Genomic DNA, 21,326 nt, shown 5'->3' on the forward strand with positions numbered 1-21,326 from the left:
CCCCACGCTAGCGGGCGCCACCGGCGATCCGGCCCGCGATCACGATCCGCGCGGCCTCGGTCGACTTCCGCACCACGAGATCCACCGAATAGCCGTGCTTCACGAAGACGCCGTCGAGGTGGAACGTGCCGTAGCCGTGTGCCTGGGTGAACAGCTGTTCCATCAGCTCCAGCGCGGTCGCCGGGTCGGCGGCGACGGCCAGGCACCGCAGGAGGAACTCGTCGGTCAGCCGGCGGGTCTGCTCGTGCAGTTCCACGTGCTCCGGGCCGTGGAGGCCGTCGGCGTAGATGACGTTCATCCCGGCCCGCCGCTCGATGAGGTACCGCGTGTACGCGCCCGCGGCCGCCGCGAGGGCCTCCGCCGGGTCTTCGTGCTCGCCGGCCGCGGAAGCGACGCGGTCCGCCAGCTGGCACGCGATGTGCGTCGCGATCTCGGCCAGCAGGCTCTCGCGGGTCGCGAAGTGCCGGTACGGCGCGCCGGGACTGACCTTCGCCCGCCTGGCGACCTCTGCGACGGAGAAGCCGGCCAGGCCCAGCTCCGCGATCAGGTCGAGGGAGACGCGCACGAGTTCGCCGCGGAGGTCGCCGTGGTGGTACTTGCCGCCCATGACCTCACTCACATCTTTCGCTCGGAATATGTAAGACCTCTCTTACGTCGAACATGTAAGAGGCCACTCACGAAACCAACAGTACTTGTCTTGGAGGGTTCCATGAGCACGACCACGCACGCCATCGCCGCCCCGGCACCGGGCGCGCCGCTCGCGCCGACCACGATCGAGCGCCGTGACCTGCGTCCGGAAGACGTGCTGATCGACATCGCCTACGCCGGCATCTGCCACAGCGACATCCACCAGGCCAAGGAGGACTGGGGCCAGGCGATCTTCCCGATGGTGCCCGGGCACGAGATCGCCGGCGTCGTCGCCGCGGTCGGCTCGGCCGTCACGAAGTACCAGGTCGGTGACCGGGTCGGCGTCGGCTGCATGGTGGACTCCTGCGGCGAGTGCGAGTACTGCCGCGCCGGCACCGAGCAGTTCTGCGTCAAGGGCAACATCCAGACCTACAACGGCGTCGGCTTCGACGGCGAGAACACCTACGGCGGCTACAGCAACCAGATCGTCGTGAAGGACGCCTTCGTCTGCCGCATCCCCGAGGGCATCGACCTCGACGTCGCCGCCCCGCTGCTGTGCGCGGGCATCACCACCTACTCCCCGCTGCACCACTGGGGTGCCGGCCCCGGCAAGAAGGTCGCCGTCATCGGCCTCGGCGGGCTCGGCCACCTGGGCGTGAAGATCGCCGCCGCGATGGGCGCCGAAGTGACGGTGCTGAGCCAGAGCCTCAAGAAGCAGGAAGACGGCCTCAAGCTCGGCGCGCAGGACTACTACGCGACCAGCGACGAGTCGACGTTCGACGTCCTGCGGGGCAAGTTCGACATCATCCTCAACACCGTGTCGGCCAAGCTGCCGGTGGACGCCTACCTCGGCCTGCTGCGGGTCGGCGGCGCGATGGTCAACGTCGGTGCGCCCGGCGAGCCGCTGTCCTACAACGCGTTCTCGCTGCTCGGCGGGAACAAGGTGCTGGCGGGCTCGATGATCGGCGGCATCGCCGAGACCCAGGAGATGCTGGACTTCTGCGCCCAGCACGGCATCGGCGCGGAGATCGAGACGATCCCGGCCGACAAGGTCAACGAGGCCTACGAGCGCGTCGAGAACTCCGACGTGCGCTACCGCTTCGTCATCGACGCCGCGACCATCGGCGCGTGACCCCCGGCGCCTGACCCCTCGTGAGTGGTAATTCGGGTTCTAACCCGAATTACCACTCACGAGCACGAGCGCGTCAGAACACCACGGTGCGGTTGCCGTGCACCAGCACCCGGTTCTCCAGGTGCCAGCGCAGGCCGCGGGCCAGCGTCACCTTCTCGATGTCCCGGCCCTTGCGGACCATGTCCTCGACCGAGTCGCCGTGGCCGACCCGGATGACGTCCTGCTCGATGATCGGGCCCGCGTCCAGGTCCGCCGTCACGTAGTGGCACGTCGCGCCGACCAGCTTCACCCCGCGCGTGTGGGCCTGGTGGTACGGCTTCGCGCCGATGAACGACGGCAGGAAGCTGTGGTGGATGTTGATCGCCCGGCCGGCCCACTCGCGGCACAGGTCCGCGGGCAGGATCTGCATGAACCGGGCCAGCACCACCGCGTGCGGCTCGTGCTCGCCGACCAGCTTGCGGACCTCTTCGAACGCCTCGGCCTTGCCGCCGGCCGGGAACGGCACGTGGTGGAACGGGATGCCGTGCGCGCGGGTGATGTCGCCGAGGCTCTCGTGGTTCCCGATCACCGCCGCGATGTCGACGTCGAGCTCGCCGGAGGCGACGCGGCCGAGCAGGTCGTACAGGCAGTGCCCGGCCTTCGAGACGAGGATCACCGCGCGGCGCCGCTCGCCGGTGTCGGTGACCTGCCAGTTCGAGTCGGCGGACAGGTCCGCGGCGACCTCGCCGAAGCGGGCGCGCAACTCGGCGGCGTCGAACGGCAGCGAGTCGGCCCGGACCACCTGGCGGGTGAAGAACCAGCCCGTGTCCGGGTCCGTGTGGTAGGCCGCCTCGACGATCCAGCCGCCGTGCTCGGCGAGGAACCCGGAGATCCGGGCGATGATGCCGGTGCGGTCGGGGCAGCCGAAGGTGATGACGTAGCGGCGTTCGGGAGCGGTCACGACGAGCATTCTTCCTGGCGCTGGTCAGGGCGCCGCGAGCGGTGCGAGGTCACCCGTGACGGACGCCTGGTGCGGGCGCCCCCACAGCGCGCGGTAGACGTCGTCGGCGGAGCCGTTCAGCCCGGCCTTCGGCTCGCCGAGGGCCCACGTGCGCTCCGGCGTGGTCACGCGCACCTCGGCCGTGCGGCCCAGCCGCGGGAGCAGGGAGGTCAGGAACTCGTCGATCCCGTCGTTCGCGAAGGACGGCGAGAAGCGCGTCGGCGGACCGTCTTCGAGCGCCGATTCGGCGTCGAGGCGGTGGATCGCCGTCTCGTGGGCCATCCGCCGCGTCCAGTCGCCGACCGTCACGGCGAAGCCCGGGTACGGCGAGAAGGCGGGGGTCTCGGGAGCGCGGTTCAACGCTTCGCGCAGGGCCAGGCGCTGGCCGTCCCACCACCCGAGGACGTCGTCCCAATCCGGCGGGGGCGCCGGCTGCACGGGCCGGTTCACCGCCAGGCCGACGGCGAAGGCGTGCACGAACGCGATGTGCGACACCAGGTCCTGGACAGTCCACTCCGGACAGTTCGGCACCCGGGCCGCCGGCCCGGCCTTCAGCGCCGCCCGCTTCAGCCCGTCGGCGTGGACGTCGATCGCTTCGAGCATGGGCCGACCGTAGCCGCCTCCCGGCCTCGACGACGAAGAAGCTGCCCCGTGCCCGCTCAGGCCGGGGCGACCGCCGACCACGGGACGGTCAGCTCGCCGAGCCGGATGCGCGACGGCGGGCCGAGGACCGGCCAGCCCCGCGCGACCAGCAGCCGGACCGTCTCCAGCCAGCGTGAGCGGACGCCGAAGGACTGGTGCGGTGCCGCCGTCGCCCAGCCGGCGTCCAACGCCGTGAGCAGCTCGTGGACCCGCTCGCCGCGGACGTTCCGGTGGATCAGCGCCTTGGGGAGCCGCTCGGCGATCGTCGACGGCTTCTCCAGCCCGGCCAGGCGCATCGACAGCGTCAGCGAGACCGGCCCGGACGCCGAGACCAGGACCCACGTCGACCGCCGCCCGATCTCGTCGCACGTGCCTTCCACCAGCAGGCCCTCGGCAGGCATCGAGTCCAGCATCAGGCGCCAGGCACCGGGCACCTCGTCCTCCGCGTACTGCCGCAGCACGTTGAACGCCCGGACCAGCACCGGCCGCGCCCCGGCCAGCTCGAACCCGCCGCGGCGGAAGTCCAGGAACGGCGGTGCCGCGGCGGACTGCGCGACCGCGACCCGCACGGGATCCAGCTCCAGGCCCAGCACGCGGACGTCCGGGCGGACCCGGCGCAGCCGGCGGGCCAGCTCGACCGTCGTCACCGGGGAAGCGCCGTAGCCGAGGTCGACGACCAGCGGCGCGTCGGCCGAGCGCAGCAGCCGGGACGTGCCCGGCGCCGACGCGATCCACCGGTCGACCCGGCGCAGGCGGTTCGGGTTGGTCGTGCCGCGGGTCGGTGCGCCGACGGGCGTCAGTTTGCTTCGGTGAGCCACTTCGCGGTGAATTCGGCTTCGCGTTCCAGCAGCTTCGTGACCTGCTCGGCGATCACGCTCTCCAGCTTCCCGCCGAACAGCGGGATCCGGACCGTCACCTCGCCGCTGATCCGCAGCACGGTCCGGTCGTCGTTGGCCAGCAGCGCCGTCCGCGCACTGATCTCGCCCGGCACGCCGCCCACCTCGACCGAGGCGTTGCCCTGCCGGCCGGTGCCGTCGTTGCTCACGCGCCAGGTCTGCGTGCGGGTCACCAGCAGGTCGCCCTTGTGCAGCGTCCGCACCGCCTGCGGCAGCTTGTCCGCGCTGATCCCCTGCCGCAGCTCGTACCGCAGATCCGAACCGGAGACCTCGTACGACAGGAGCGCCGCGCTGTGCCCGCCGAGCTCCTCCAGGCGCGCACGCAGCGCTTCTTCGCCGGCGACGGCCGCGTACGTGGACGCGACGTCGGCGGCGAACTCGGCGCGGTGCTCGATCCGGGATCCCATGAGCCGGACAGTACCGTCAGACGCGTGAACTCCGCCCGTACTCCCGCCCTCCCGACGCTCTCCGCGTACACGACGCTGCACCTCGGCGGCCCGGCCCGCCGGTTCGTCAGCGCGGTGACCAGCGAAGACCTCGTCGCGGCGGTCCGCGAGGCGGACACGGCGGGCGAGCCGGTGCTGCTGCTCGGCGGTGGTTCCAACCTGGTGGTCGCGGACGCGGGCTTCGACGGCACCCTCGTCGAAGTGGCGAACACCGGCTGGCGCCGCGACGGCGCGGTGGTCGAGGTGGCGGCCGGCCAGAACTGGGACACCTTCGTCGCCGCACTGGTCGAGGCCGGCCTGGGCGGCCTCGAATGCCTCTCCGGCATCCCCGGCAGCGTCGGGGCGACGCCGATCCAGAACGTCGGCGCGTACGGCTGCGAGGTCGCCGAGTCGATCGTCTCCCTGGAGCTGTACGACCGCGGGACGCGCGAAGTGCGCACGCTGAAGGCCGGTGACCTCGGCTTCGCCTACCGGACCAGCGTCCTCAAGGGCACGGACACCGGCGTCGTCCTCTCGGTCCGCTTCGAAATCCGCGAAGACGGCCTCTCCGCGCCCATCCGCTACGCCGAGCTGGCGCGCACGCTCGGCGTCGAGATCGGCGCGCGCGTCCCGGCCGCCGCAGCCCGCGAAGCCGTCCTCGAGCTGCGTCGCGGCAAGGGCATGGTGCTCGACCCGGCCGACCACGACACGTGGAGCGCCGGGTCGTTCTTCACCAACCCGATCGTCCCGTCGGCCGAGGCCGAAGCGGTACTGGCGCGGATCACCGAGAGCGTCGGCACCGACGTCCCGCAGTACCCGGCCGACGGCGGCGTCAAGCTGTCCGCGGCCTGGCTGATCGAGCGCGCCGGCTTCGCCAAGGGGTACCCCGGGCCGGGCCACCGCGTCTCGCTGTCCACGAAGCACACCCTGGCGCTGACCAACCGCGGTGCCGCCACGACGGAGGACCTGCTCGCCCTGGCCCGCGAGGTCCGCGACGGCGTTCTGGAGCGCTTCGGCGTCCGGCTGCACCCCGAACCACTGCTGATCAACTGCGTGATTTGAGCCAAACCGGGCAACCCGTACGTGTGTAGGACGTCTTTGTCGACAAAGGCGTCCGTGCCCGATCGGATGGTTTTTACCTTTCGGCGGGTAACGTCAGCCGGGCTACCGGCGCTAAAGGCGTGTGCCCGCTGGTCGCGGGGGATTTCAGGAGGTTTCGGTGATCGAACGGCGTACCGTCTTCAAGGCTGCCTTGGCGGCTGGGGCCGCACTGGTCGCCGCGGCGTGCTCCAGTGAAAACGGCGGCACGGCGCTGCCCACCGGCGCGGCCAACGCCGACGGTGAGGGCGGCGGCGCGCAGCCTGTGGCGAAGATCACGGCCGAGCCGGCCGCCAACGCCAAGGACGCGCCGGTCCTCAAGCCGGTCGTGCTGAAGGTCGCCGACGGCAAGCTCACCGAGTGCAAGCTGACGGCCGAAGGCGGCAAGGACGTCAAGGGCGACACCTCGCCCGACGGGCTCACCTGGACCAGCTCCGAGCCGCTCGGCTACGGCAAGACCTACAGCTACGCGGCCAAAGCCACCGGTTCGGACGGCAAGCCGGTCGAGTTCACCGGCAGCTTCACCACGCTCGCCCCGGCCAAGCAGGTCCGGGCCACGCTCAACCCGGCCGACAACCAGACCGTCGGCGTGGCCATGCCGATCAGCGTCAAGTTCCAGTCGCCGGTGAAGAACCGCGCCGCGGTCGAGAAGGCGCTCACCGTGAAGACGGACAAGGACGTCGAAGGCGCGTGGGGCTGGCTCTCCGACAGCCAGGTCGACTACCGGCCGAAGGAGTACTGGCCGCAGAACATCACCGTGAACGTCGAGGCGAAGCTCTTCGGCGTCGACCTGGGCGGCGGCGCGTACGGCAAGGCCGACGTCACCACGAAGTTCAAGATCGGCCGCAACCAGGTGGTCAAGGTCAACACCCCCGACCACCAGATGCGCGTCTTCCACAACGGTTCGCAGGTCAAGAGCTACCCGTGCGCCAACGGCCTGGACGCCGAGGTCGACCGCAACACCCCGAACGGCACCTACATCATCATGACCCGGGAGCCGACGGCCGTCTTCGACAACGCCCGCTACGGCTACACCAACGTCAACAAGAAGTGGGCCTGCCGGTTCTCCAACCACGGCGAGTACATCCACGAGAACCAGGACAACGCGGCCAACATCGGGAAGACCAACAACTCCCACGGCTGCGTCAACCTGCTCGAAGCCGACGCCAAGGACTTCTTCGACTCCGCGCTCATCGGCGACCCGGTGGAGATCACCGGCTCGAAGCTCAGCCCGCCGATGGCCTCGGACGTCAAGGACTGGAACTACAGCTGGTCGGCCTGGCAAGGGCTGGGTGCGAAGTAGCCCGTGCGCACCGAAGTCGTCGGGCACGGCGGGGTCCGGCTCGGCCTGCGGGTCGAGGGCGCCGAGAACAGCAGGCCGATCGTCTTCGTGCACGGCTGGGCGCAGTCGGGCGGCTGCTGGGCCGCCCAGCTGGCCGATCCGGCACTGACCGAGCGGTTCCGGCTGGTCGCGATGGACCTGCGGGGGCACGGCGCCTCCGACGTCCCCTCTTCCGGGTACGACGACCCGCAGGTCTGGGCCGACGACCTCGCCGCGGTGCTCGACTTCGCCGGCCCGGACGCGATCGTCGTCGCCTGGTCCTACGGCGGCCTGGTGGTGACCGACCACATCCGGGTGCACGGCACCGCACGGCTGCGCGGGCTCGTGCTCGTCGGCGCCATCACCGAGATCGGCCGCGACCGGCCGGGCGGGCGCGTCGGCGCGCTGATGCGCGAGCACATGCGGGCGCTGCTTTCGGACGATCCGGACATCGCGGTCCCCGCGCTCACCGCGTTCAGCCGCGAGATGGTCGCGGGTCCGGTGCCCGGCGCGCAGGTCCAGGCCCTGCTCGGCGCGTTGCTGAGCGTGCCGCCGTCGGTCCGCTCCGCGCTGTTCCGCCGGGACATCGGCAGCGAAGAAGTGCTGGCGGGGATCGACAAACCGGTCCTGGTCGTGCACGGCACGGCCGACCGCGTGATCGACCCCTCGGCGGCCGAACACGCCCTCGGGAAGATTCCGGGTGCCGTCGGGCGTTGGTTCGTTGATGGGGGGCACGCGCCCTTCGCCGAGTCCGCGGCCGAGTTCGACGCGGTGCTCCGGCAGTTCGCCGAGGAACGCTGAAGTACGCAGGAGACGTGACCAGGTGACCAGCAACATCCGGAGGTTCCGGGCTGTGCCGCGCCGGATCGCGGTGCTGTCCGTGCACACCTCGCCGCTCGAGCAGCCCGGCACCGGCGACGCGGGCGGGATGAACGTCTACGTGAGCCAAACCGCGATCGAGATGGCCCGCCGCGGCGTCGAGGTCGAGGTGTTCACCCGCGCGACCGCCTCCGACCAGCCGCCGGTGGCCGAGCTGGCGCCCGGGGTGACCGTGCGGCACGTGCAGGCCGGCCCGTTCGAGCCGCTGGCCCGCGACGAGCTGCCCGCCCAGCTGTGCGCGTTCACCTCCGGCGTGCTGCGCACCGAGGCCTTCCACGAGCCCGGCCACTACGACCTCATCCACTCGCACTACTGGCTGTCGGGCCAGGTCGGCTGGCTCGCCCGCGACCGGTGGTCCGTCCCGCTCGTGCACACCGCGCACACGCTGGCGAAGGTGAAGAACGCCGCGCTCGCCGAGGGCGACAAGCCCGAGCCGCGCACCCGCGTGATCGGGGAGGAGCAGGTCGTCGCCGAGGCCGACCGGCTGGTCGCCAACACCGCGGTCGAGGCGCGCCAGCTCATCGACCTCTACGACGCCGAGCCGCACGCGGTGCACGCCGTGCCGCCGGGCGTCGACCTCGAACGCTTCAGGCCGGGATCGCAGCACGAGGCCCGCGCGGCCCTCGGCCTGGCCGACGACGACGTCGTGCTCGCCTTCGCCGGCCGGATCCAGCCGCTCAAGGCACCGGACGTGCTGCTGCACGCCGCGGCCGCGATGCTGCGCCGTCGGCCGGAGCTGGCTTCGCGCCTGGTCGTGCTGATCGTCGGCGGGCCGTCCGGCACCGGGCTGGAACAACCGCAGGCCCTGCGCGAGCTCGCCGTCTTCCTCGGCATCGCGCCGCAGGTCCGGTTCCTGCCGCCGCAGCCGGGCGAGGCGCTCGCCCGGGTCTTCCGCGCCGCCGACGTCGTCGCGGTGCCCAGCTACAACGAGTCGTTCGGCCTGGTCGCCCTGGAGGCGCAGGCCTGCGGGACGCCGGTGGTCGCGGCCGAGGTCGGCGGGCTGCCGGTGGCGGTGCCGCACGGCGTCTCCGGGCTGCTGGTGCCCGGCCACGGCGCCGAGGAGTGGGCGGACGCGCTGGCCGCCGTCGCCCTGCGCCCGGATCGGCGCGCCGAGCTCGGCGCCAACGCCGTCGTGCACGCGCGCCGGTTCTCCTGGCGCCGCACGACGGACGCGCTGCTCGACATCTATGCTCAGGCCACGAGCGCGTTCTCCCGCGCGCTGGACCTGCGCGCGGAGGTGGCGGTGTGAGCCTGGACGAGCTGATCCAGTCCACTTTGGACGCCGCGGAGCTGAAGTACGACAAGCGCGGGCCGGGCAAGTACTTCGTCACCCTGCCGGGGACCAAGAAGCTGCAGACGAACGCGTGGCTGGTCGACGGCGACCACGCGTTCTCCGTGGAGGCCTTCGTCTGCCGCCGGCCCGACGAGTCCCATGAGGACGTTTACCGGTTCCTGTTGCGGCGCAACGCGAAGCTTTACGGCGTCCACTACACAGTGGACAGTCTCGGGGACATCTACCTGGTCGGCCGGTTCGGCAAGGAAACGCTGTCCGCCGACGAGCTCGACAAGGTGCTCGGCCAGGTGCTCGAAGCCGCCGACGGCGACTTCAACACGCTGCTCGAGATCGGCTTCGCCACGTCGATCAAGCGCGAGTGGGACTGGCGCGTCTCCCGTGGCGAGTCGCTGGCGAACCTCCAGGCGTTCAAACACCTCGTCACCCCCGAGAAGCCGCACGAACCGGGCTTGACCGAGTCGTGACCATGGCCGTGCAACGGCCCTGAACCGGACATCCGTCTCCAGGCCAGTCGAAACTGGAGGGAGACGCAGGATGCGGACTCGATGGAGAGCCGGGCTCGTGCTCGCGGGTGTGGTGCTGGTGCTGGCCGGCTGCTCGGCGGGGGAAAACGGGGCGTCGTCCACGGCGGACAGTGCCGGCGTCGCGCCCGCCGTCCCCCAGCAGGGAACGGGCAAGGGCGGAGCGGAGAAGGTGACCCCGCCGCAGGCGGGCGCCACCGACCGCAAGCTCTCGCGCAGCGCGCGGCTCGAACTGACTGCCCCCAAGGTCGCCGACGTCGTCGCGCAGGCCCGCGCGATCGCGCAGGGCACCGGCGGCTACACCGGGCAGGAAAGCACCGCCGAAGACCTGGCGACGCTCAACCTCGCGGTGCCCGCGGACAAGCTCGACGGCGTGCTCGACCAGCTTTCGCACCTGGGCAGCAGCAGCCTGGTGAAGCGGGAGCTGAACACCCAGGACGTGACCGAGCAGGTCGTCGACGTCGAAGCGCGGTTGGCGACGCAGCGGGCGTCGGTGGCGCGGATCCGCGCGTTGCTCGCGCAGGCGACTTCGGTGTCCGAGATCGCTTCGGTCGAAAGCGAGCTGACCAGCCGCGAGTCGGCGCTCGAATCGCTCGAACAGCAGCGGAACTCCCTGGCGGGCAGTGTCGCGATGGCGACCGTGGCGCTGACGATCCGCGGTGTCGCCGCGCCGCCGGCATCCCCGGGGGAAGACCACAGCGGGTTCCTCGGCGGGCTGGCCGGCGGCTGGCACGCGTTCCTCGTCTTCGGCGGCGGCCTGCTCACGGTGCTGGGCGCGATCGCGCCGTTCCTGCTGTTCATCGTGCCGCTGGGCTGGCTCGGCTGGTGGGTGCACCGCCGTCGCCGGGTGACGGCGCCGGAGCCGACGCCGAGCGAGAGCTGAGCGGAACAGGCGGGACGGCTCGAGGGAGGGGGAGTCGCGACTCGAGCCGCCCCGCTGAAGTTCCCGCCGATCAGGACCCGGTGACGAGGGGGGTGTCAACGGGGCCGGCGGGCCGCGGCTCGGCAGGGGGGAGACGAGCCGCGGTCAAAGCCCGAATCCGGCCGGGGAGTGCGTGGAATCCGGCCGCTCGGGACGTAGTCAACCTGTCAGATCCCGCCGGGTAATCACAAGACTACTGGCTAGCCCGTTCGAGTGAATTTTCTCGATGTCGATAACGGTGCGCAGTCTGGGGCGGGGATTTTGCGCGTTGTTGGCCGCCGGACTGGCTGCGGAGTGAGGTGTTACTTGCAAGTAACACACTCTCGGTAGGACGTCGGGTGCGGCGGAGGTCACCCGTGGCCCCGGCGGCGCGTTCTGGCAGGCTGTGGGCATGGGCCAGATTGGGACGTTGGTGCTGCTGCGGCACGGGCAGAGCACGTGGAACGCGGAAAACCTGTTCACCGGCTGGGTGGACGTACCGCTTTCGGAGCAGGGCGAGGGCGAAGCCCGCCAGGGCGGTCAGCTCCTGGCCGGCGCCGGCCTCCTGCCGGACGTGGTGCACACCTCACTCCTGCGGCGCGCGATCTCCACCGCGAACCTCGCGCTGGACGCCGCCGACCGCCACTGGATCCCGGTGAAGCGCGACTGGCGCCTCAACGAGCGCCACTACGGCGCACTGCAGGGCAAGAACAAGAAGCAGACCCTCGACGAGTTCGGCGAGGAGCAGTTCATGCTCTGGCGCCGCTCGTACGACACCCCGCCGCCGCCGATCGACCCGAACGACGAGTGGAGCCAGGCCGGCGACGCCCGCTACGCGAACCTCGGCGACAGCGCACCGCTGACCGAGTGCCTGAAGGACGTCGTCGAGCGGCTGCTGCCGTACTGGGAGTCCGAGATCGTGCCGGACCTCCGCGCGGGCAAGACCGTGCTGGTCGCCGCGCACGGCAACTCCCTGCGCGCGCTGGTCAAGCACCTCGACGGCATCTCCGACGCCGACATCGCGGGCCTGAACATCCCGACCGGCATCCCGCTGCGCTACGACCTCACCGAAGACCTGCAGCCGCTGAAGCCGGGCGGCGAGTACCTCGACCCGGACGCCGCCAAGGAAGCCGCCGCCGCGGTGGCCAACCAGGGCCGCTGACGGCCGGCTCCGTGAAGGCCACTTGAGGAACGCCTCAGGTGGCCTTCACGGCGTTCAGGCCGTGGTGACCGGCCGGACGGCGGTCGCTTTCCAGGTGGTGCCTTCGCGGACGAGGTCGAGTTCGGTGGTGAAGGGACGGCTGGTCACCCGGCCCGCCGCGTCGGTGACCTGCAGCGTCGTGAAGAACAGCACGATCCCCCGGCCGCCGGTGAGCGCGACGGCCCCGGCCATCGGGTCCGGCCCGAGCGCCACCTTCGAACCGCTCGTGCGGATCGCCTCGACGTAGGTGACCTTCTTCGCGCGGTAGTCGCTGCGCAACGGCTCGGCCACGACCGCTTCGGCCCGCGCGTAGCTGCCGTCCGGATCGGCGCTGTCGGTCGTGAACAGCGCGCCGGCCACCGTGCGCGCGCCGGCCAGCGCCGAGTCGCGCACCCCGCTCGTGCTGCCGTCGTCGGGGTGCGGTGCGGGCCCCGGCTGGGCCGGGTTCACGGCGATGCCGGAAAGCCGCCAGCGCCCCCCTTCCCGCACCGCGGTGAGGGCGACCGTGGCCAGCCCTTTCGTGGCGCCGCTGTCCTGCGGGAGGACGGCCAGCTCGCGGACCCGGTCGCCGGTGAACTCCACCGCGGCGGTCTCCCGTACCCGGGTGACCAGGCGCACCGCCTGCGCACCCTTCCTGATCGCCTCGAACAACGCGGCGAGCTGGGTCTTCGCGGGCCCGGTGAGGTGGGTCGCGACCGCCTGGTCGTACGCGGCCGGGTTCGCGGAGTCGTAGCTGAACACCGCCTCGGCCGCGGTCTTCACCCCGTCGAGGGCCGCGCCCGTGCCGCGCGCGTCGACCAGCGCGAGGTTCCCCGTGAGCGGGACGGCGGTGCCGGTGACCGTGCACGCCGAGGTCGTCAGGGCGAGCGCCAGCAGTGCTCGTTTCACAAGAGCCCGGCTTCGCGAGCCCGTGCGCCCGCCTGGAACCGGGACGACGCGCCGAGCAGCTCCATCAGCTCCGCCACCCGCCGCCGGTAGGTCCGCAGGCCGACGCCGAGGGCACGGGCCGCCGTCTCGTCCTTGCAGCCGGACGCCAGCTGCTCGAGGATCTCCCGCGCGCCCAGTTCGGCGAACCGGGCCTGGTAGGACTCCAGGTCGGTGGCGCCGGCCCAGGCCGCCTCGAACAGCGACCGGATGCCCTGGACCAGCGCCGGGCTGCGCACGACGGTGTAGCCGCGGACGCCGCCGACGTGGTCGCCCGCCACGATCGCGATCCGGCGGTCGAGCAGGATCGTCTCGTTGATCTCGCGCTCGGTGATCCGGATCCGGGCGCCGTGCGCGGAAATCTGCCGCAGGTGCTCCGCCAGCGCCGGGTCGAACAGCACGCCGGGCTGGTACACCTTGCGCACGGTCAGCCCGCGCACCGACCGCTCGCGCTCGGGTTCGGTCGGGTGCGCCACCGACCACGTGTGCAGGTCGCGGGCCGCGCACGAGATCTCCGTCGCCGCCTCGAACAGGTGTGCCGTCCGCTCGAACAGCTCGGCCTCGCCCCGCACCATGACGACGTCGGTCACTTTCTCCACGCATTCCAGTGTGGCAGCAAACTGCCAAACCCGGTGGTCACGAGGGGCACGCCGGAAGGCTGGAGCCATGACCACGACGAACACCCTCCCCGCCGCCGCGGCGGGCACCTGGAAGCTCGGCTCCTTCGAAGTCAACCGGCTCGGCTACGGCGCCATGCGCCTGATGTCTACTTCGGACGGTGGCATCCGCGACCGCGAGACGTCGATCGCCGTGCTCCGGCGGGCCGTCGAGCTGGGCGTGAACCACTTCGACACCGCCGCCTTCTACTTCGCCGGGCCGCGCTCGGCCAACGAACTGCTCAACCGCGCGCTGGCGCCGTACGACGACCTCGTGCTCACCACCAAGGTCGGCCCCGGCCGCGACTTCGAAGGCACCTTCCACACCGCCCGCCCGGACCAGCTGCGCGCCCAGGTCGAAGAGAACCTGCGCCAGCTCGGTCTGGACCACCTCGACGTCGTCAACTACCGGATCGGCCAGAACCTCGACCGCGGCGAGGGCTCGCTCGCCGAGGGCTTCGGCGTGCTCGCCGAGCTGCGCGAAGCCGGGCTGATCCGCGAGCTGGGCATCTCCAACGTCGGCCCGGAGCACCTCACCGAGGCCCTGGCCATCGCGCCGGTCGTCTGCGTGCAGAACCAGTACGGCCTGACCGCGCGCCGCGAGGACGACGAGCTCGTCCGGATGTGCGCCGAACGCGGGATCGCGTTCGTGCCGTTCTTCGCCGTCGCGAGCGGGGCGGGGGAGGACGCGCGGGTCGCCGAGGTCGCGCGCCGCCACGACGTCACCCCGGCGCAGGTGCGGCTCGCCTGGACCCTCCACCAAGGACCGCACGTGCTCGCCATCCCCGGCACGGGCGACGTCGCGCACCTCGAACAGAACGTCGCGGCGGCGGCGCTGGAGCTCACCGGCGGCGACTTGGCGACCCTCGACGGAAACGGGTGAATTCGCCGGAATGTCTCGCCGGGGAATCGATCGGGTGAACGCCGCCTGAAGCCCCGGCGAACATGTCCTCCGCAGGTGTCGCGGTGCTCACGACAAGGCGGACAACGCTAGGCCGAAGGGCCACATCACCGCTTACGATCGGCCTGTGACCACGCCTGTTTCCCTCGCACTGGCCATCGGCGCACTGGTGGCCGGTGCGGTGGCCGGATACCTCATCGCGCGGGCGAGGACCCGGCGGGAAGAGGCCCGGCCGCCAGGCCCGACCGTCGCGGAACTCCTCGAGCGGCTGGTCCGGTCCTCCGGCAACGGCGTCGTCGTGCTCAACCGGTTCGGCGACCTGGTGCTGCACAACCCGCGTGCCTACGAGCTGGGCCTGGTCCGGGTCAACCAGGCCGACCCGCGGGCCCGCAAGGCCGCGGAGCAGGTCGCCGAGACCGACGAGCCGCTGGAAATCGACCTTTCCCCGCTCGAAGCGCGCGGCCGCCAGCCGGAAGCGGTCCTCGGCCAGGTCCGGCCCCTCGGGGACGGCTTCACCGTCGTCGAGGCCGTCGACCACTCCGAGGCCATCCGGCTGGAGGCCGTGCGCCGCGACTTCGTCGCCAACGTCAGCCACGAGCTCAAGACCCCGGTCGGCGCGATCGCGCTGCTCACCGAGGCCGTCCTCGACGCCGCCGAGGACGTCGAAGAGGTCCGCCGCTTCGGCGGCAAGATCCTGCGCGAGTCCACCCGGCTCGGGCAGCTCGTCACCGAGCTGATCGCGCTGTCGCGGCTGCAGGGTGCGGAGCGGCTGCCCGACCTCAACGTGGTCGAGGTCGACGCCGTCGTCCGCGAGGCGCTCGGCCGCACGACGCTCTCGGCGGAATCCGCCGACATCAGCATCACCACCGACCACCCGAGCGGCCTGCTCATCGAGGGCGACCGCACGCTGATGGTCACCGCGCTGTCGAACCTGCTGGAGAACGCCGTCGCGTATTCGCCGGCAGGCAGCCCGGTGTCGATCTCCCGGCGGCTCGCCGACGGGATGGTCGAGATCGCCGTCACCGACCGCGGCATCGGCATCGCCGAGGACGAGCAGCAGCGCGTGTTCGAGCGCTTCTACCGCGCCGACAAGGCCCGCTCCCGCGCCACCGGCGGCACCGGCCTCGGCCTGGCGATCGTCAAGCACGTCGCGGCCAACCACGGTGGTTCGGTCGGGCTGTGGAGCCGTCCCGGCACCGGCTCGACGTTCACCCTCCGCATCCCCGCGCACGTGAGCCCCGAACCGGCCGCCGAGCCGGCGCGGGCCACCAAGACCCCGCCGGCACCGCGGCAGGAGAAGACCCCCGAGCGCACCCCGAGGCTCGTGGTTACCGGGCAGGACAGCCCAGATCATGGAGGAAACCTGTGACCAGGGTTCTCATCGTCGAAGACGAGGAGTCGTTCGCCGACCCCCTCGCCTTCCTGCTGCGCAAGGAAGGGTTCACCGCGGCCGTGGCGGGCACCGGCCAGGCGGCGCTGGAGGAGTTCGACCGCAACGGCGCCGACATCGTGCTGCTCGACCTCATGCTGCCCGGGATGAGCGGCACCGACGTCTGCAAGCAGCTGCGCCAGCGCTCGGCCGTGCCGGTGATCATGGTGACCGCCCGTGACAGCGAGATCGACAAGGTCGTCGGCCTGGAGCTGGGCGCGGACGACTACGTCACCAAGCCGTACTCGGCCCGCGAGCTCATCGCCCGGGTCCGCGCGGTGCTGCGCCGCGGCGGCGAGCCCGGCTCGGACGGCGAACTGGCCCCGCTGGTGCTTTCGGCGGGCCCGGTCCGGATGGACGTCGAGCGGCACGTCGTGACCGTCGGCGGCGCCGAGGTGTCGCTCCCGCTCAAGGAGTTCGACCTGCTCGAGTACCTGCTCCGCAACGTCGGCCGGGTGCTGACCCGCGGCCAGCTCATCGACCGGGTGTGGGGCGCGGACTACGTCGGCGACACGAAGACGCTCGACGTCCACGTCAAGCGGCTCCGCTCGAAGATCGAACCCGACCCGGGCTCGCCGCGGCACCTGGTGACCGTCCGCGGCCTGGGCTACAAGTTCGAGACGTAACCCCGCCACTTTCACGTGAAAGTGATCCGGAGCCCTCAGCTCCACGTCGCTTTCACGTGAAAGTGCCGCTTTGGGCGAAGGGGAGGCGCGCCGGGGCGAGTGTTGTTGGTTACATGTTCGAGACCTGGCGCTGGGGCCGGTACGCTGGACCCCCGTGCGCCTAGGGGTCCTCGACGTCGGTTCCAACACCGTCCACCTGCTGGTGGTGGACGCCCACCGTGGCGCCCACCCGACGCCGATGCATTCCGAGAAGTCCGTGCTCCGGCTGGCCGAGCAGATCACCCCCGGTGGCGACCTCGCCAAGGCGGGCGCCGACGAGCTGGTGACCGCGGTCGAATCCGCGAAGGAAGCCGCCACCCGGCTCGGCTGCGAAGAACTGATGGCGTTCGCCACGTCCGCGGTCCGCGAAGCGAAGAACTCCGCCAAGGTCCTGGCTCGCGTGGCCGACAAGACCGGCGTCGAGCTGCGGGTCCTTTCGGGCACCGACGAAGCGAGGTTCACCTTCCTCGCCGTCCGCCGCTGGTACGGCTGGTCGGCCGGGCAGCTGCTGGTGCTGGACATCGGCGGCGGCTCCCTCGAGGTCGCGATGGGCCGCGACGAGGAGCCCGTGCTGGCCGAATCGCTGCCCCTCGGCGCCGGCCGCACCACGCGGACCCGCTTCCGGCACGACCCGCCGACGCGCTCGGAGCTCGTCGCGACGTCCGCGTGGCTGGACGACCAGCTCACGGATCTGGCCCGCAAGGTCACCAAATGGGGTGAACCCGACCGGGTCGTGGCGACGTCGAAGACGTTCCGTTCCCTCGCCCGGCTGACCGGCGCCGCCCCCTCGGCGGCGGGTCCCCGCGTGCGACGTACCCTCACGGACACCGCATTGCGCCAGCTCCTGGCCTTCGTTTCGCGGATGCCGTCGGCCGACCTCGCGCAGCTCGAGGGCGTCAGCTCGAGCCGAGCGCACCAGCTGGTGGCGGGCGCGCTCGTCGCGCAGGCCACGATGCGGGCGCTCGGCGTGGCGGAACTCGAGATCTGCCCGTGGGCTCTGCGAGAGGGTGTCATCCTGCGGCGGCTGGACCATTCCAACGGCGCGGATGAAACTGGAGCCGCCCTCGCCGGGCGCTTCGTCGCACAGGAGGACCGGTGAAAGCACACGGCTGGACTTCGCACACAGGAGACAGGCACGGTGGAGAGGTGACGGACATGCAGAGGTCGGCGTACACCACGCGCGGCGCCGCCGGTGTGCCGTCGGGTACCGCTTCGCCGAGTGCCGACGGTGACAACTCGGTGCACGCAGGGGACTACCAGGTATGACGGACCAGACCGGAGGCGACCAGCCGCAGAAGACCGTGGCCGAGCTGCTCGCCCAGCACGGCGCCCAGGTCGACGGCGGCCGCCGTCGTCGTCGGCGCGCGGCCGACGACGAAGACGAACCCGGCACCCCCGAAGCCCCGCCCCCCGCGACCGGCTCGCACCGGCGGCCCGGGGTGAGCGACACCGGTCCGCAGGCGATCATCGACCGGGTGGCCGCCGAAGGCCCGCCGTCTCCGCAGGCACCGCCGCCGCCCGGGCGTCCGGCCGGCCGGCGCCGCGCCGAGCCGCCGCCCGCACCCCGCGCGGTCCCGCAGGACTCCCAGCCACTGCCCCGGCCGGTGCCGCCGCCTCCGGCGCGGCCCGCCCCCGGCGGTGCCGAGTCCGGCCAGTACGCCCGCCCGGTCCCGCAGGAGTCCGGGAAGTACGCCCGGCCACCGCAGGAGTCCGGGCAGTTCGCGCGCCCGCAGGAACCACCGCAGCCGCCGCGGCCGCCCGAGTCGGCCCAGCTCCCGGTGCCGCCGCGCGCCGCGCCGCGCCGCCAGCCGCCGCCCCCGCAGCCGTCACAGCAGCTGCCGGCACCACCCCAGCCGTCGCAGCAGCTGCCGGTCCCGCCCGCGGCCGAGGAGACCCGCGCGGCCGTCCCGCCGGTCCGGCGCCGCCCCGGCCCGCCGCAGCCGTCACAGCAACTGCCGACGCCGCCGCAGCCGTCCCAGCAGCTGCCGGTCCCGCCACCGCCCGGCGGGCCGCTGTCGGCCCGGCTCGACGGCCTCAACGGCACCCCGGACGCCGACATCGACGTGCCGCCGGGTCCGCCCGCCGGGTCGTTCCCGCCGCCGCCCGCCGCGCCCGGCCGCCCGCGCCGCGCACCGGCACGCCGCCCGGAGCCGAAGCGTGAGGACCACACCGAGCAGTTCTCGGCGGTCGCCGACGACGAGCCGCTCGCCCCGCCGGTGCCGCCGAAGGGCAAGAAGCCCGAGCCGCCGGAGCCGTCTTCGCCGGCAGGCCTGGCGAACTGGCGCAAGCGGCGGCAGAAGGAGCAGATGGAGGACACCGAAATCGGCGTGATGCCGGTGGTGCCCACCGATGCCCCGGACGACGGCTACCCCGAGGACGACTTCGAACCCGACGGCTTCGCCCCGGAGAGCAGCGGCTACCAGGCCGCCTACGACGCGGGGCCGCCGACCGGCGGGTACCCGCCGCCGATGCCGTTCGCGCCCGGCGACCGCGCCTCGCGGACGCCGATCCCGGACGACCTCGAGCCCTACGAGCGCGAGTTCGCCGACGACTACCCGGCGGACGGCCCGGACTTCGAGCAGGACGACTACGCCTACGAGCAGGGCGAAGGCTACGAAGACGACGAGTACGACGACGTCCCCGAGCCGGCCCTGGAGCCGGAGCCCGCGGCCTCGCCCGGCAAACAGTGGCTGGCGCTGGCCGGCCAGCTGGCGATGGGCGTCGTCGGCGGTGCCGCCGTCTGGCTCGGCTTCAACTGGCTCTGGGTGAACATCCCGGCCGCCGCGCTGATCGCGGCGCTGCTGGTCGTCGTCGCGCTGGTCTGGATCGTGCGGAAGATCCGCCGCGCCGAAGACCTGCAGACCACGGTGCTGGCGGTGCTGGTGGGCCTCGTGGTGACGGTCTCCCCGGCCGCGCTGCTGCTCGTCGGCCGCTGACCCGGCCGCTGCCGCCGCCGGCCCGCTCCGGCGGGCGGTGAGCCGGGCCGGTGCCACGCGGTGATCCGCGTCCCGTTAGCGGCCCGGCGGCGCCGCGCACCGTCGGTGACGAGGCAGGATGGCGCGCGTGACAGACGAGCAGCCGATCCCCGTGGGACTCAGCACGGCGTCCGTGTGGCCCCTCAAGGCGGGGACGGCCTTCGAGCTGGCCGCCGAACTCGGCTACGACGGCGTCGAGGTGATGGTCTGGGCCGACGCCGTCAGCCAGGACGTCACGGCGCTGCGGCGGTGGTCGCGGCGCACCGGGGTGCCCGTGCTGTCGGTGCACTCGCCGTCGCTGCTGATCACGCAGCGGATCTGGTCGCCGGACCCGGCCGTGCGGCTGCGGATGTCCGTCGACGCCGCCCTCGAGCTCGGCGCGCGCACGGTGGTGGTGCACCCGCCGTTCCGCTGGCAGCGCCGGTACGGCGATGCGTTCGGCGATCTGGTCGACGAACTGGAGGAGTCCAGTGGCGTCGAAATCGCCGTCGAAAACATGTTCAAGGTCCGCCCGCCCGGCGGTTCGCGGAATTCCCGCATGTCCGCGTTCCGGCCGTCGATCGATCCGACCGACGTCGGGTTCCGGCACTACACGCTCGACCTGTCCCACACAGCGGCAGCGGAGATGGACGCGCTGGCACTGGCGGAGCGGATGGGCGAGGGCCTCACCCACGTCCACCTGGCCGACGGCACCGGTGTCCCCAAGGACGAACACCTGGTACCCGGGCGCGGCGGCCAGCCCTGCGCCGAACTGCTCGAAAAGCTGGTCAGCAACGGTTTCGGGGGCCAGATCGTGCTGGAGATCAACACCCGGCACGCCGTCACCCCGGCCCAGCGGGTGCGCGATCTGGCCGAGGCGCTGTTGTTCGCGCGGTTCCACCTCGGGCAATAACCGAGCACGTTCCGACAGGACACAACTGCGCCCGAGTGCATTTCCGCGGGTCGAACCCGTAAAGTTCGGACCGTGAAACCGTCGCTCTCGTTGCTCGTCACCTACCCCGATTCCCGAAATGGCGCGGACCGTTCGTGAGCGGAATGGACGGCACCGCCGTGTCCTTCGACACGGCGAGTGCGGCGCGGTCGCTGGGGGACGGCACCTTCACCGCGGTGCTGCGTGCGGAATGGGCCATCGGCTCGCACCCGCACGGGGGTTTCCTGCTCGCTCTGCTGGCGAAGGCGGCGATCTCCGCACTGCACGAGCGCGGTGAGCCGCACGCGGAGCCCCTCGTCGTCAGCGCCGAGTTCCTGCACGCCCCCGCGCTCGGCCCGGTGCTGCTGCGCACGGACGTCCGCAAGGTCGGCCGCCGCGCGACGGTTGTCGAGGTCCGGCTCGAACAGCGCGGCCGCAGCTGCGTCGAGGCCAGGATCACCACGGGACGGCTGCCGATGCGGCGCCCGGAGTGGACGGACGTGCCGTCGATGCCCGCCGAGCCCCCGCCGGGCGCGCTCGCCATGTCCGACAGCGCCGAAGGCCCGTTCAACCTGGCCAAGGGCTGCGAGGTCCGGCTGGATCCGGCGACCGCGGGCTACCTGAGCGGCCGCACGGGCGAGCCGCCCCGGATGCGGTTGTGGGTCCGGCCGCGCCACGGCCTGGCCGACCCGTACTTCACGCTGCTGGCGTCCGATGTGAACCCCCCGGTGGTGATGAACCTCGGCCGGATCGGCTGGGCACCCACGGTGCAGCTGACGGCCCTGTTGCGAACCCGCCCCGCGCCGGGCTGGCTGCGGGTGCTGGTCGAGTCGAGGTCGGTGCACGAGTCGTGGTTCGACTCCGACGCGACGGTGGTCGACGCCCAGGGCCGGCTGGTGTGCCAGGCCCGCCAGCTGGGCCTGGCACCGGCACCGGGCGGCTGAGCGGCC

General features: G+C 72.1%; 22 protein-coding genes. 15 read left to right on the forward strand and 7 right to left on the reverse strand.

All coding sequences use genetic code 11. The features are described from left to right. Positions 1-7: 7 nt before the first annotated feature. Positions 8-619 carry a TetR/AcrR family transcriptional regulator gene (locus AB0F15_RS01205; protein ID WP_360263315.1) on the reverse strand — a complete coding sequence of 204 codons (612 nt, stop codon included), beginning with the start codon at positions 617-619 and terminating at the stop codon, positions 8-10. A gap of 90 nt (positions 620-709) precedes the next feature. Between AB0F15_RS01205 and AB0F15_RS01210 the strand changes: the two genes are divergently transcribed. Beyond that, a complete protein-coding gene (locus tag AB0F15_RS01210) occupies positions 710-1,759 on the forward strand; it encodes an NAD(P)-dependent alcohol dehydrogenase (protein ID WP_360263318.1) in 1,050 nt (349 codons plus the stop codon). A gap of 73 nt (positions 1,760-1,832) precedes the next feature. Here AB0F15_RS01210 and purU read toward each other — a convergent pair whose 3' ends face one another. The 4 genes from purU to AB0F15_RS01230 are packed head-to-tail and all read right to left on the reverse strand — an operon-like array spanning position 1,833 to position 4,683. Further along, entirely contained in the window at positions 1,833-2,708 is an 876-nt protein-coding gene (gene purU / locus AB0F15_RS01215) for a formyltetrahydrofolate deformylase (protein ID WP_360263321.1), read from the reverse strand. Positions 2,709-2,723: 15 nt separating this feature from the next. Next, positions 2,724-3,341, reverse strand: a complete 618-nt coding sequence (locus AB0F15_RS01220) for a maleylpyruvate isomerase family mycothiol-dependent enzyme (protein ID WP_360263323.1) — start codon at positions 3,339-3,341, stop codon at positions 2,724-2,726. 56 nt (positions 3,342-3,397) lie between these two features. Further along, complete coding sequence (locus AB0F15_RS01225; RefSeq protein WP_360263325.1) at positions 3,398-4,198, reverse strand: class I SAM-dependent methyltransferase; 801 nt, start codon at positions 4,196-4,198, stop codon at positions 3,398-3,400. Beyond that, complete coding sequence (locus AB0F15_RS01230; RefSeq protein ID WP_360263327.1) at positions 4,177-4,683, reverse strand: DUF2505 domain-containing protein; 507 nt, start codon at positions 4,681-4,683, stop codon at positions 4,177-4,179. The genes AB0F15_RS01225 and AB0F15_RS01230 overlap by 22 nt, the downstream gene beginning before the upstream one ends. 24 nt (positions 4,684-4,707) lie before the next feature. On the opposite strand from AB0F15_RS01230, the gene AB0F15_RS01235 reads away from it, so the two are divergent. The 7 genes from AB0F15_RS01235 to AB0F15_RS01265 all read left to right on the forward strand — a co-directional run bounded on the left by AB0F15_RS01235 (position 4,708) and on the right by AB0F15_RS01265 (position 11,877). Then, the gene (locus tag AB0F15_RS01235; RefSeq protein ID WP_360263330.1) at positions 4,708-5,763 is read left to right on the forward strand and encodes a UDP-N-acetylmuramate dehydrogenase; all 1,056 of its coding nucleotides are present in this window, start codon (positions 4,708-4,710) and stop codon (positions 5,761-5,763) included. 157 nt (positions 5,764-5,920) lie between these two features. Next, positions 5,921-7,102 carry an Ig-like domain-containing protein gene (locus AB0F15_RS01240; RefSeq protein ID WP_360263332.1) on the forward strand — a complete coding sequence of 394 codons (1,182 nt, stop codon included), beginning with the start codon at positions 5,921-5,923 and terminating at the stop codon, positions 7,100-7,102. Positions 7,103-7,105: 3 nt separating this feature from the next. Next, positions 7,106-7,921, forward strand: coding sequence for an alpha/beta hydrolase (locus tag AB0F15_RS01245; RefSeq protein ID WP_360263335.1), 816 nt, complete (start codon positions 7,106-7,108; stop codon positions 7,919-7,921). Positions 7,922-7,943: 22 nt separating this feature from the next. Next, positions 7,944-9,248, forward strand: coding sequence for a D-inositol-3-phosphate glycosyltransferase (mshA, locus tag AB0F15_RS01250; RefSeq protein WP_360263338.1), 1,305 nt, complete (start codon positions 7,944-7,946; stop codon positions 9,246-9,248). Continuing rightward, positions 9,245-9,757 carry a YbjN domain-containing protein gene (locus AB0F15_RS01255; RefSeq protein ID WP_360263341.1) on the forward strand — a complete coding sequence of 171 codons (513 nt, stop codon included), beginning with the start codon at positions 9,245-9,247 and terminating at the stop codon, positions 9,755-9,757. The genes mshA and AB0F15_RS01255 overlap by 4 nt, the downstream gene beginning before the upstream one ends. A gap of 70 nt (positions 9,758-9,827) precedes the next feature. Beyond that, positions 9,828-10,697 (forward strand): DUF4349 domain-containing protein, encoded by an 870-nt coding sequence (locus tag AB0F15_RS01260; protein WP_360263343.1) that lies wholly within the window; start codon positions 9,828-9,830, stop codon positions 10,695-10,697. A 430-nt stretch (positions 10,698-11,127) separates the two neighbouring features. After that, the gene (locus AB0F15_RS01265; protein WP_360263346.1) at positions 11,128-11,877 is read left to right on the forward strand and encodes a phosphoglyceromutase; all 750 of its coding nucleotides are present in this window, start codon (positions 11,128-11,130) and stop codon (positions 11,875-11,877) included. A 54-nt stretch (positions 11,878-11,931) separates the two neighbouring features. Here AB0F15_RS01265 and AB0F15_RS01270 read toward each other — a convergent pair whose 3' ends face one another. Then, entirely contained in the window at positions 11,932-12,804 is an 873-nt protein-coding gene (locus tag AB0F15_RS01270; RefSeq protein WP_360263349.1) for a hypothetical protein, read from the reverse strand. Next, positions 12,801-13,439, reverse strand: coding sequence for a DUF6879 family protein (locus tag AB0F15_RS01275; RefSeq protein ID WP_360263351.1), 639 nt, complete (start codon positions 13,437-13,439; stop codon positions 12,801-12,803). Before AB0F15_RS01275 ends, AB0F15_RS01270 begins: the two co-directional genes overlap by 4 nt. Positions 13,440-13,506: 67 nt before the next feature. On the opposite strand from AB0F15_RS01275, the gene AB0F15_RS01280 reads away from it, so the two are divergent. The 7 genes from AB0F15_RS01280 to AB0F15_RS01310 all read left to right on the forward strand — a co-directional run bounded on the left by AB0F15_RS01280 (position 13,507) and on the right by AB0F15_RS01310 (position 21,320). Further along, positions 13,507-14,379 carry an oxidoreductase gene (locus AB0F15_RS01280; RefSeq protein ID WP_360263354.1) on the forward strand — a complete coding sequence of 291 codons (873 nt, stop codon included), beginning with the start codon at positions 13,507-13,509 and terminating at the stop codon, positions 14,377-14,379. A gap of 145 nt (positions 14,380-14,524) precedes the next feature. Beyond that, the gene (locus tag AB0F15_RS01285) at positions 14,525-15,766 is read left to right on the forward strand and encodes an ATP-binding protein (protein ID WP_360263356.1); all 1,242 of its coding nucleotides are present in this window, start codon (positions 14,525-14,527) and stop codon (positions 15,764-15,766) included. Next, positions 15,763-16,452: a response regulator transcription factor gene (locus tag AB0F15_RS01290; RefSeq protein WP_360263359.1), complete on the forward strand. Its 690-nt coding sequence runs from the start codon at positions 15,763-15,765 to the stop codon at positions 16,450-16,452. The genes AB0F15_RS01285 and AB0F15_RS01290 overlap by 4 nt, the downstream gene beginning before the upstream one ends. Before the next feature lie 154 nt (positions 16,453-16,606). Then, entirely contained in the window at positions 16,607-17,590 is a 984-nt protein-coding gene (locus AB0F15_RS01295; protein ID WP_360263362.1) for a Ppx/GppA phosphatase family protein, read from the forward strand. A 163-nt stretch (positions 17,591-17,753) separates the two neighbouring features. Continuing rightward, positions 17,754-19,427 carry a hypothetical protein gene (locus AB0F15_RS01300; RefSeq protein WP_360263365.1) on the forward strand — a complete coding sequence of 558 codons (1,674 nt, stop codon included), beginning with the start codon at positions 17,754-17,756 and terminating at the stop codon, positions 19,425-19,427. Positions 19,428-19,545: 118 nt separating this feature from the next. Beyond that, on the forward strand, positions 19,546-20,358 hold the full coding sequence (locus AB0F15_RS01305; protein WP_360263368.1) for a sugar phosphate isomerase/epimerase family protein: 813 nt from the start codon (positions 19,546-19,548) through the stop codon (positions 20,356-20,358). A gap of 143 nt (positions 20,359-20,501) precedes the next feature. Beyond that, on the forward strand, positions 20,502-21,320 hold the full coding sequence (locus tag AB0F15_RS01310; protein WP_360263840.1) for a thioesterase family protein: 819 nt from the start codon (positions 20,502-20,504) through the stop codon (positions 21,318-21,320). The last annotated feature ends 6 nt before the right edge of the window (positions 21,321-21,326 follow it).

The sequence above is a fragment of the Amycolatopsis sp. NPDC026612 genome, from assembly GCF_040638285.1.
In the GTDB taxonomy this organism is placed as follows: Bacteria; Actinomycetota; Actinomycetes; order Mycobacteriales; family Pseudonocardiaceae; genus Amycolatopsis.

What these genes read in the sequence shown, in the direction of transcription:
- AB0F15_RS01210 (WP_360263318.1), top strand. Translation starts at nt 710, where the DNA reads ATGAGCACGACCACGCACGCCATCGCCGCCCCGGCACCGGGCGCGCCG.
- purU (WP_360263321.1), bottom strand. Translation starts at nt 2,708, where the DNA reads ATGCTCGTCGTGACCGCTCCCGAACGCCGCTACGTCATCACCTTCGGC.
- AB0F15_RS01220 (WP_360263323.1), bottom strand. Translation starts at nt 3,341, where the DNA reads ATGCTCGAAGCGATCGACGTCCACGCCGACGGGCTGAAGCGGGCGGCG.
- AB0F15_RS01230 (WP_360263327.1), bottom strand. Translation starts at nt 4,683, where the DNA reads ATGGGATCCCGGATCGAGCACCGCGCCGAGTTCGCCGCCGACGTCGCG.
- AB0F15_RS01260 (WP_360263343.1), top strand. Translation starts at nt 9,828, where the DNA reads ATGCGGACTCGATGGAGAGCCGGGCTCGTGCTCGCGGGTGTGGTGCTG.
- AB0F15_RS01265 (WP_360263346.1), top strand. Translation starts at nt 11,128, where the DNA reads ATGGGCCAGATTGGGACGTTGGTGCTGCTGCGGCACGGGCAGAGCACG.
- AB0F15_RS01280 (WP_360263354.1), top strand. Translation starts at nt 13,507, where the DNA reads ATGACCACGACGAACACCCTCCCCGCCGCCGCGGCGGGCACCTGGAAG.
- AB0F15_RS01300 (WP_360263365.1), top strand. Translation starts at nt 17,754, where the DNA reads ATGACGGACCAGACCGGAGGCGACCAGCCGCAGAAGACCGTGGCCGAG.
- AB0F15_RS01305 (WP_360263368.1), top strand. Translation starts at nt 19,546, where the DNA reads ATGGCGCGCGTGACAGACGAGCAGCCGATCCCCGTGGGACTCAGCACG.
- AB0F15_RS01310 (WP_360263840.1), top strand. Translation starts at nt 20,502, where the DNA reads ATGGACGGCACCGCCGTGTCCTTCGACACGGCGAGTGCGGCGCGGTCG.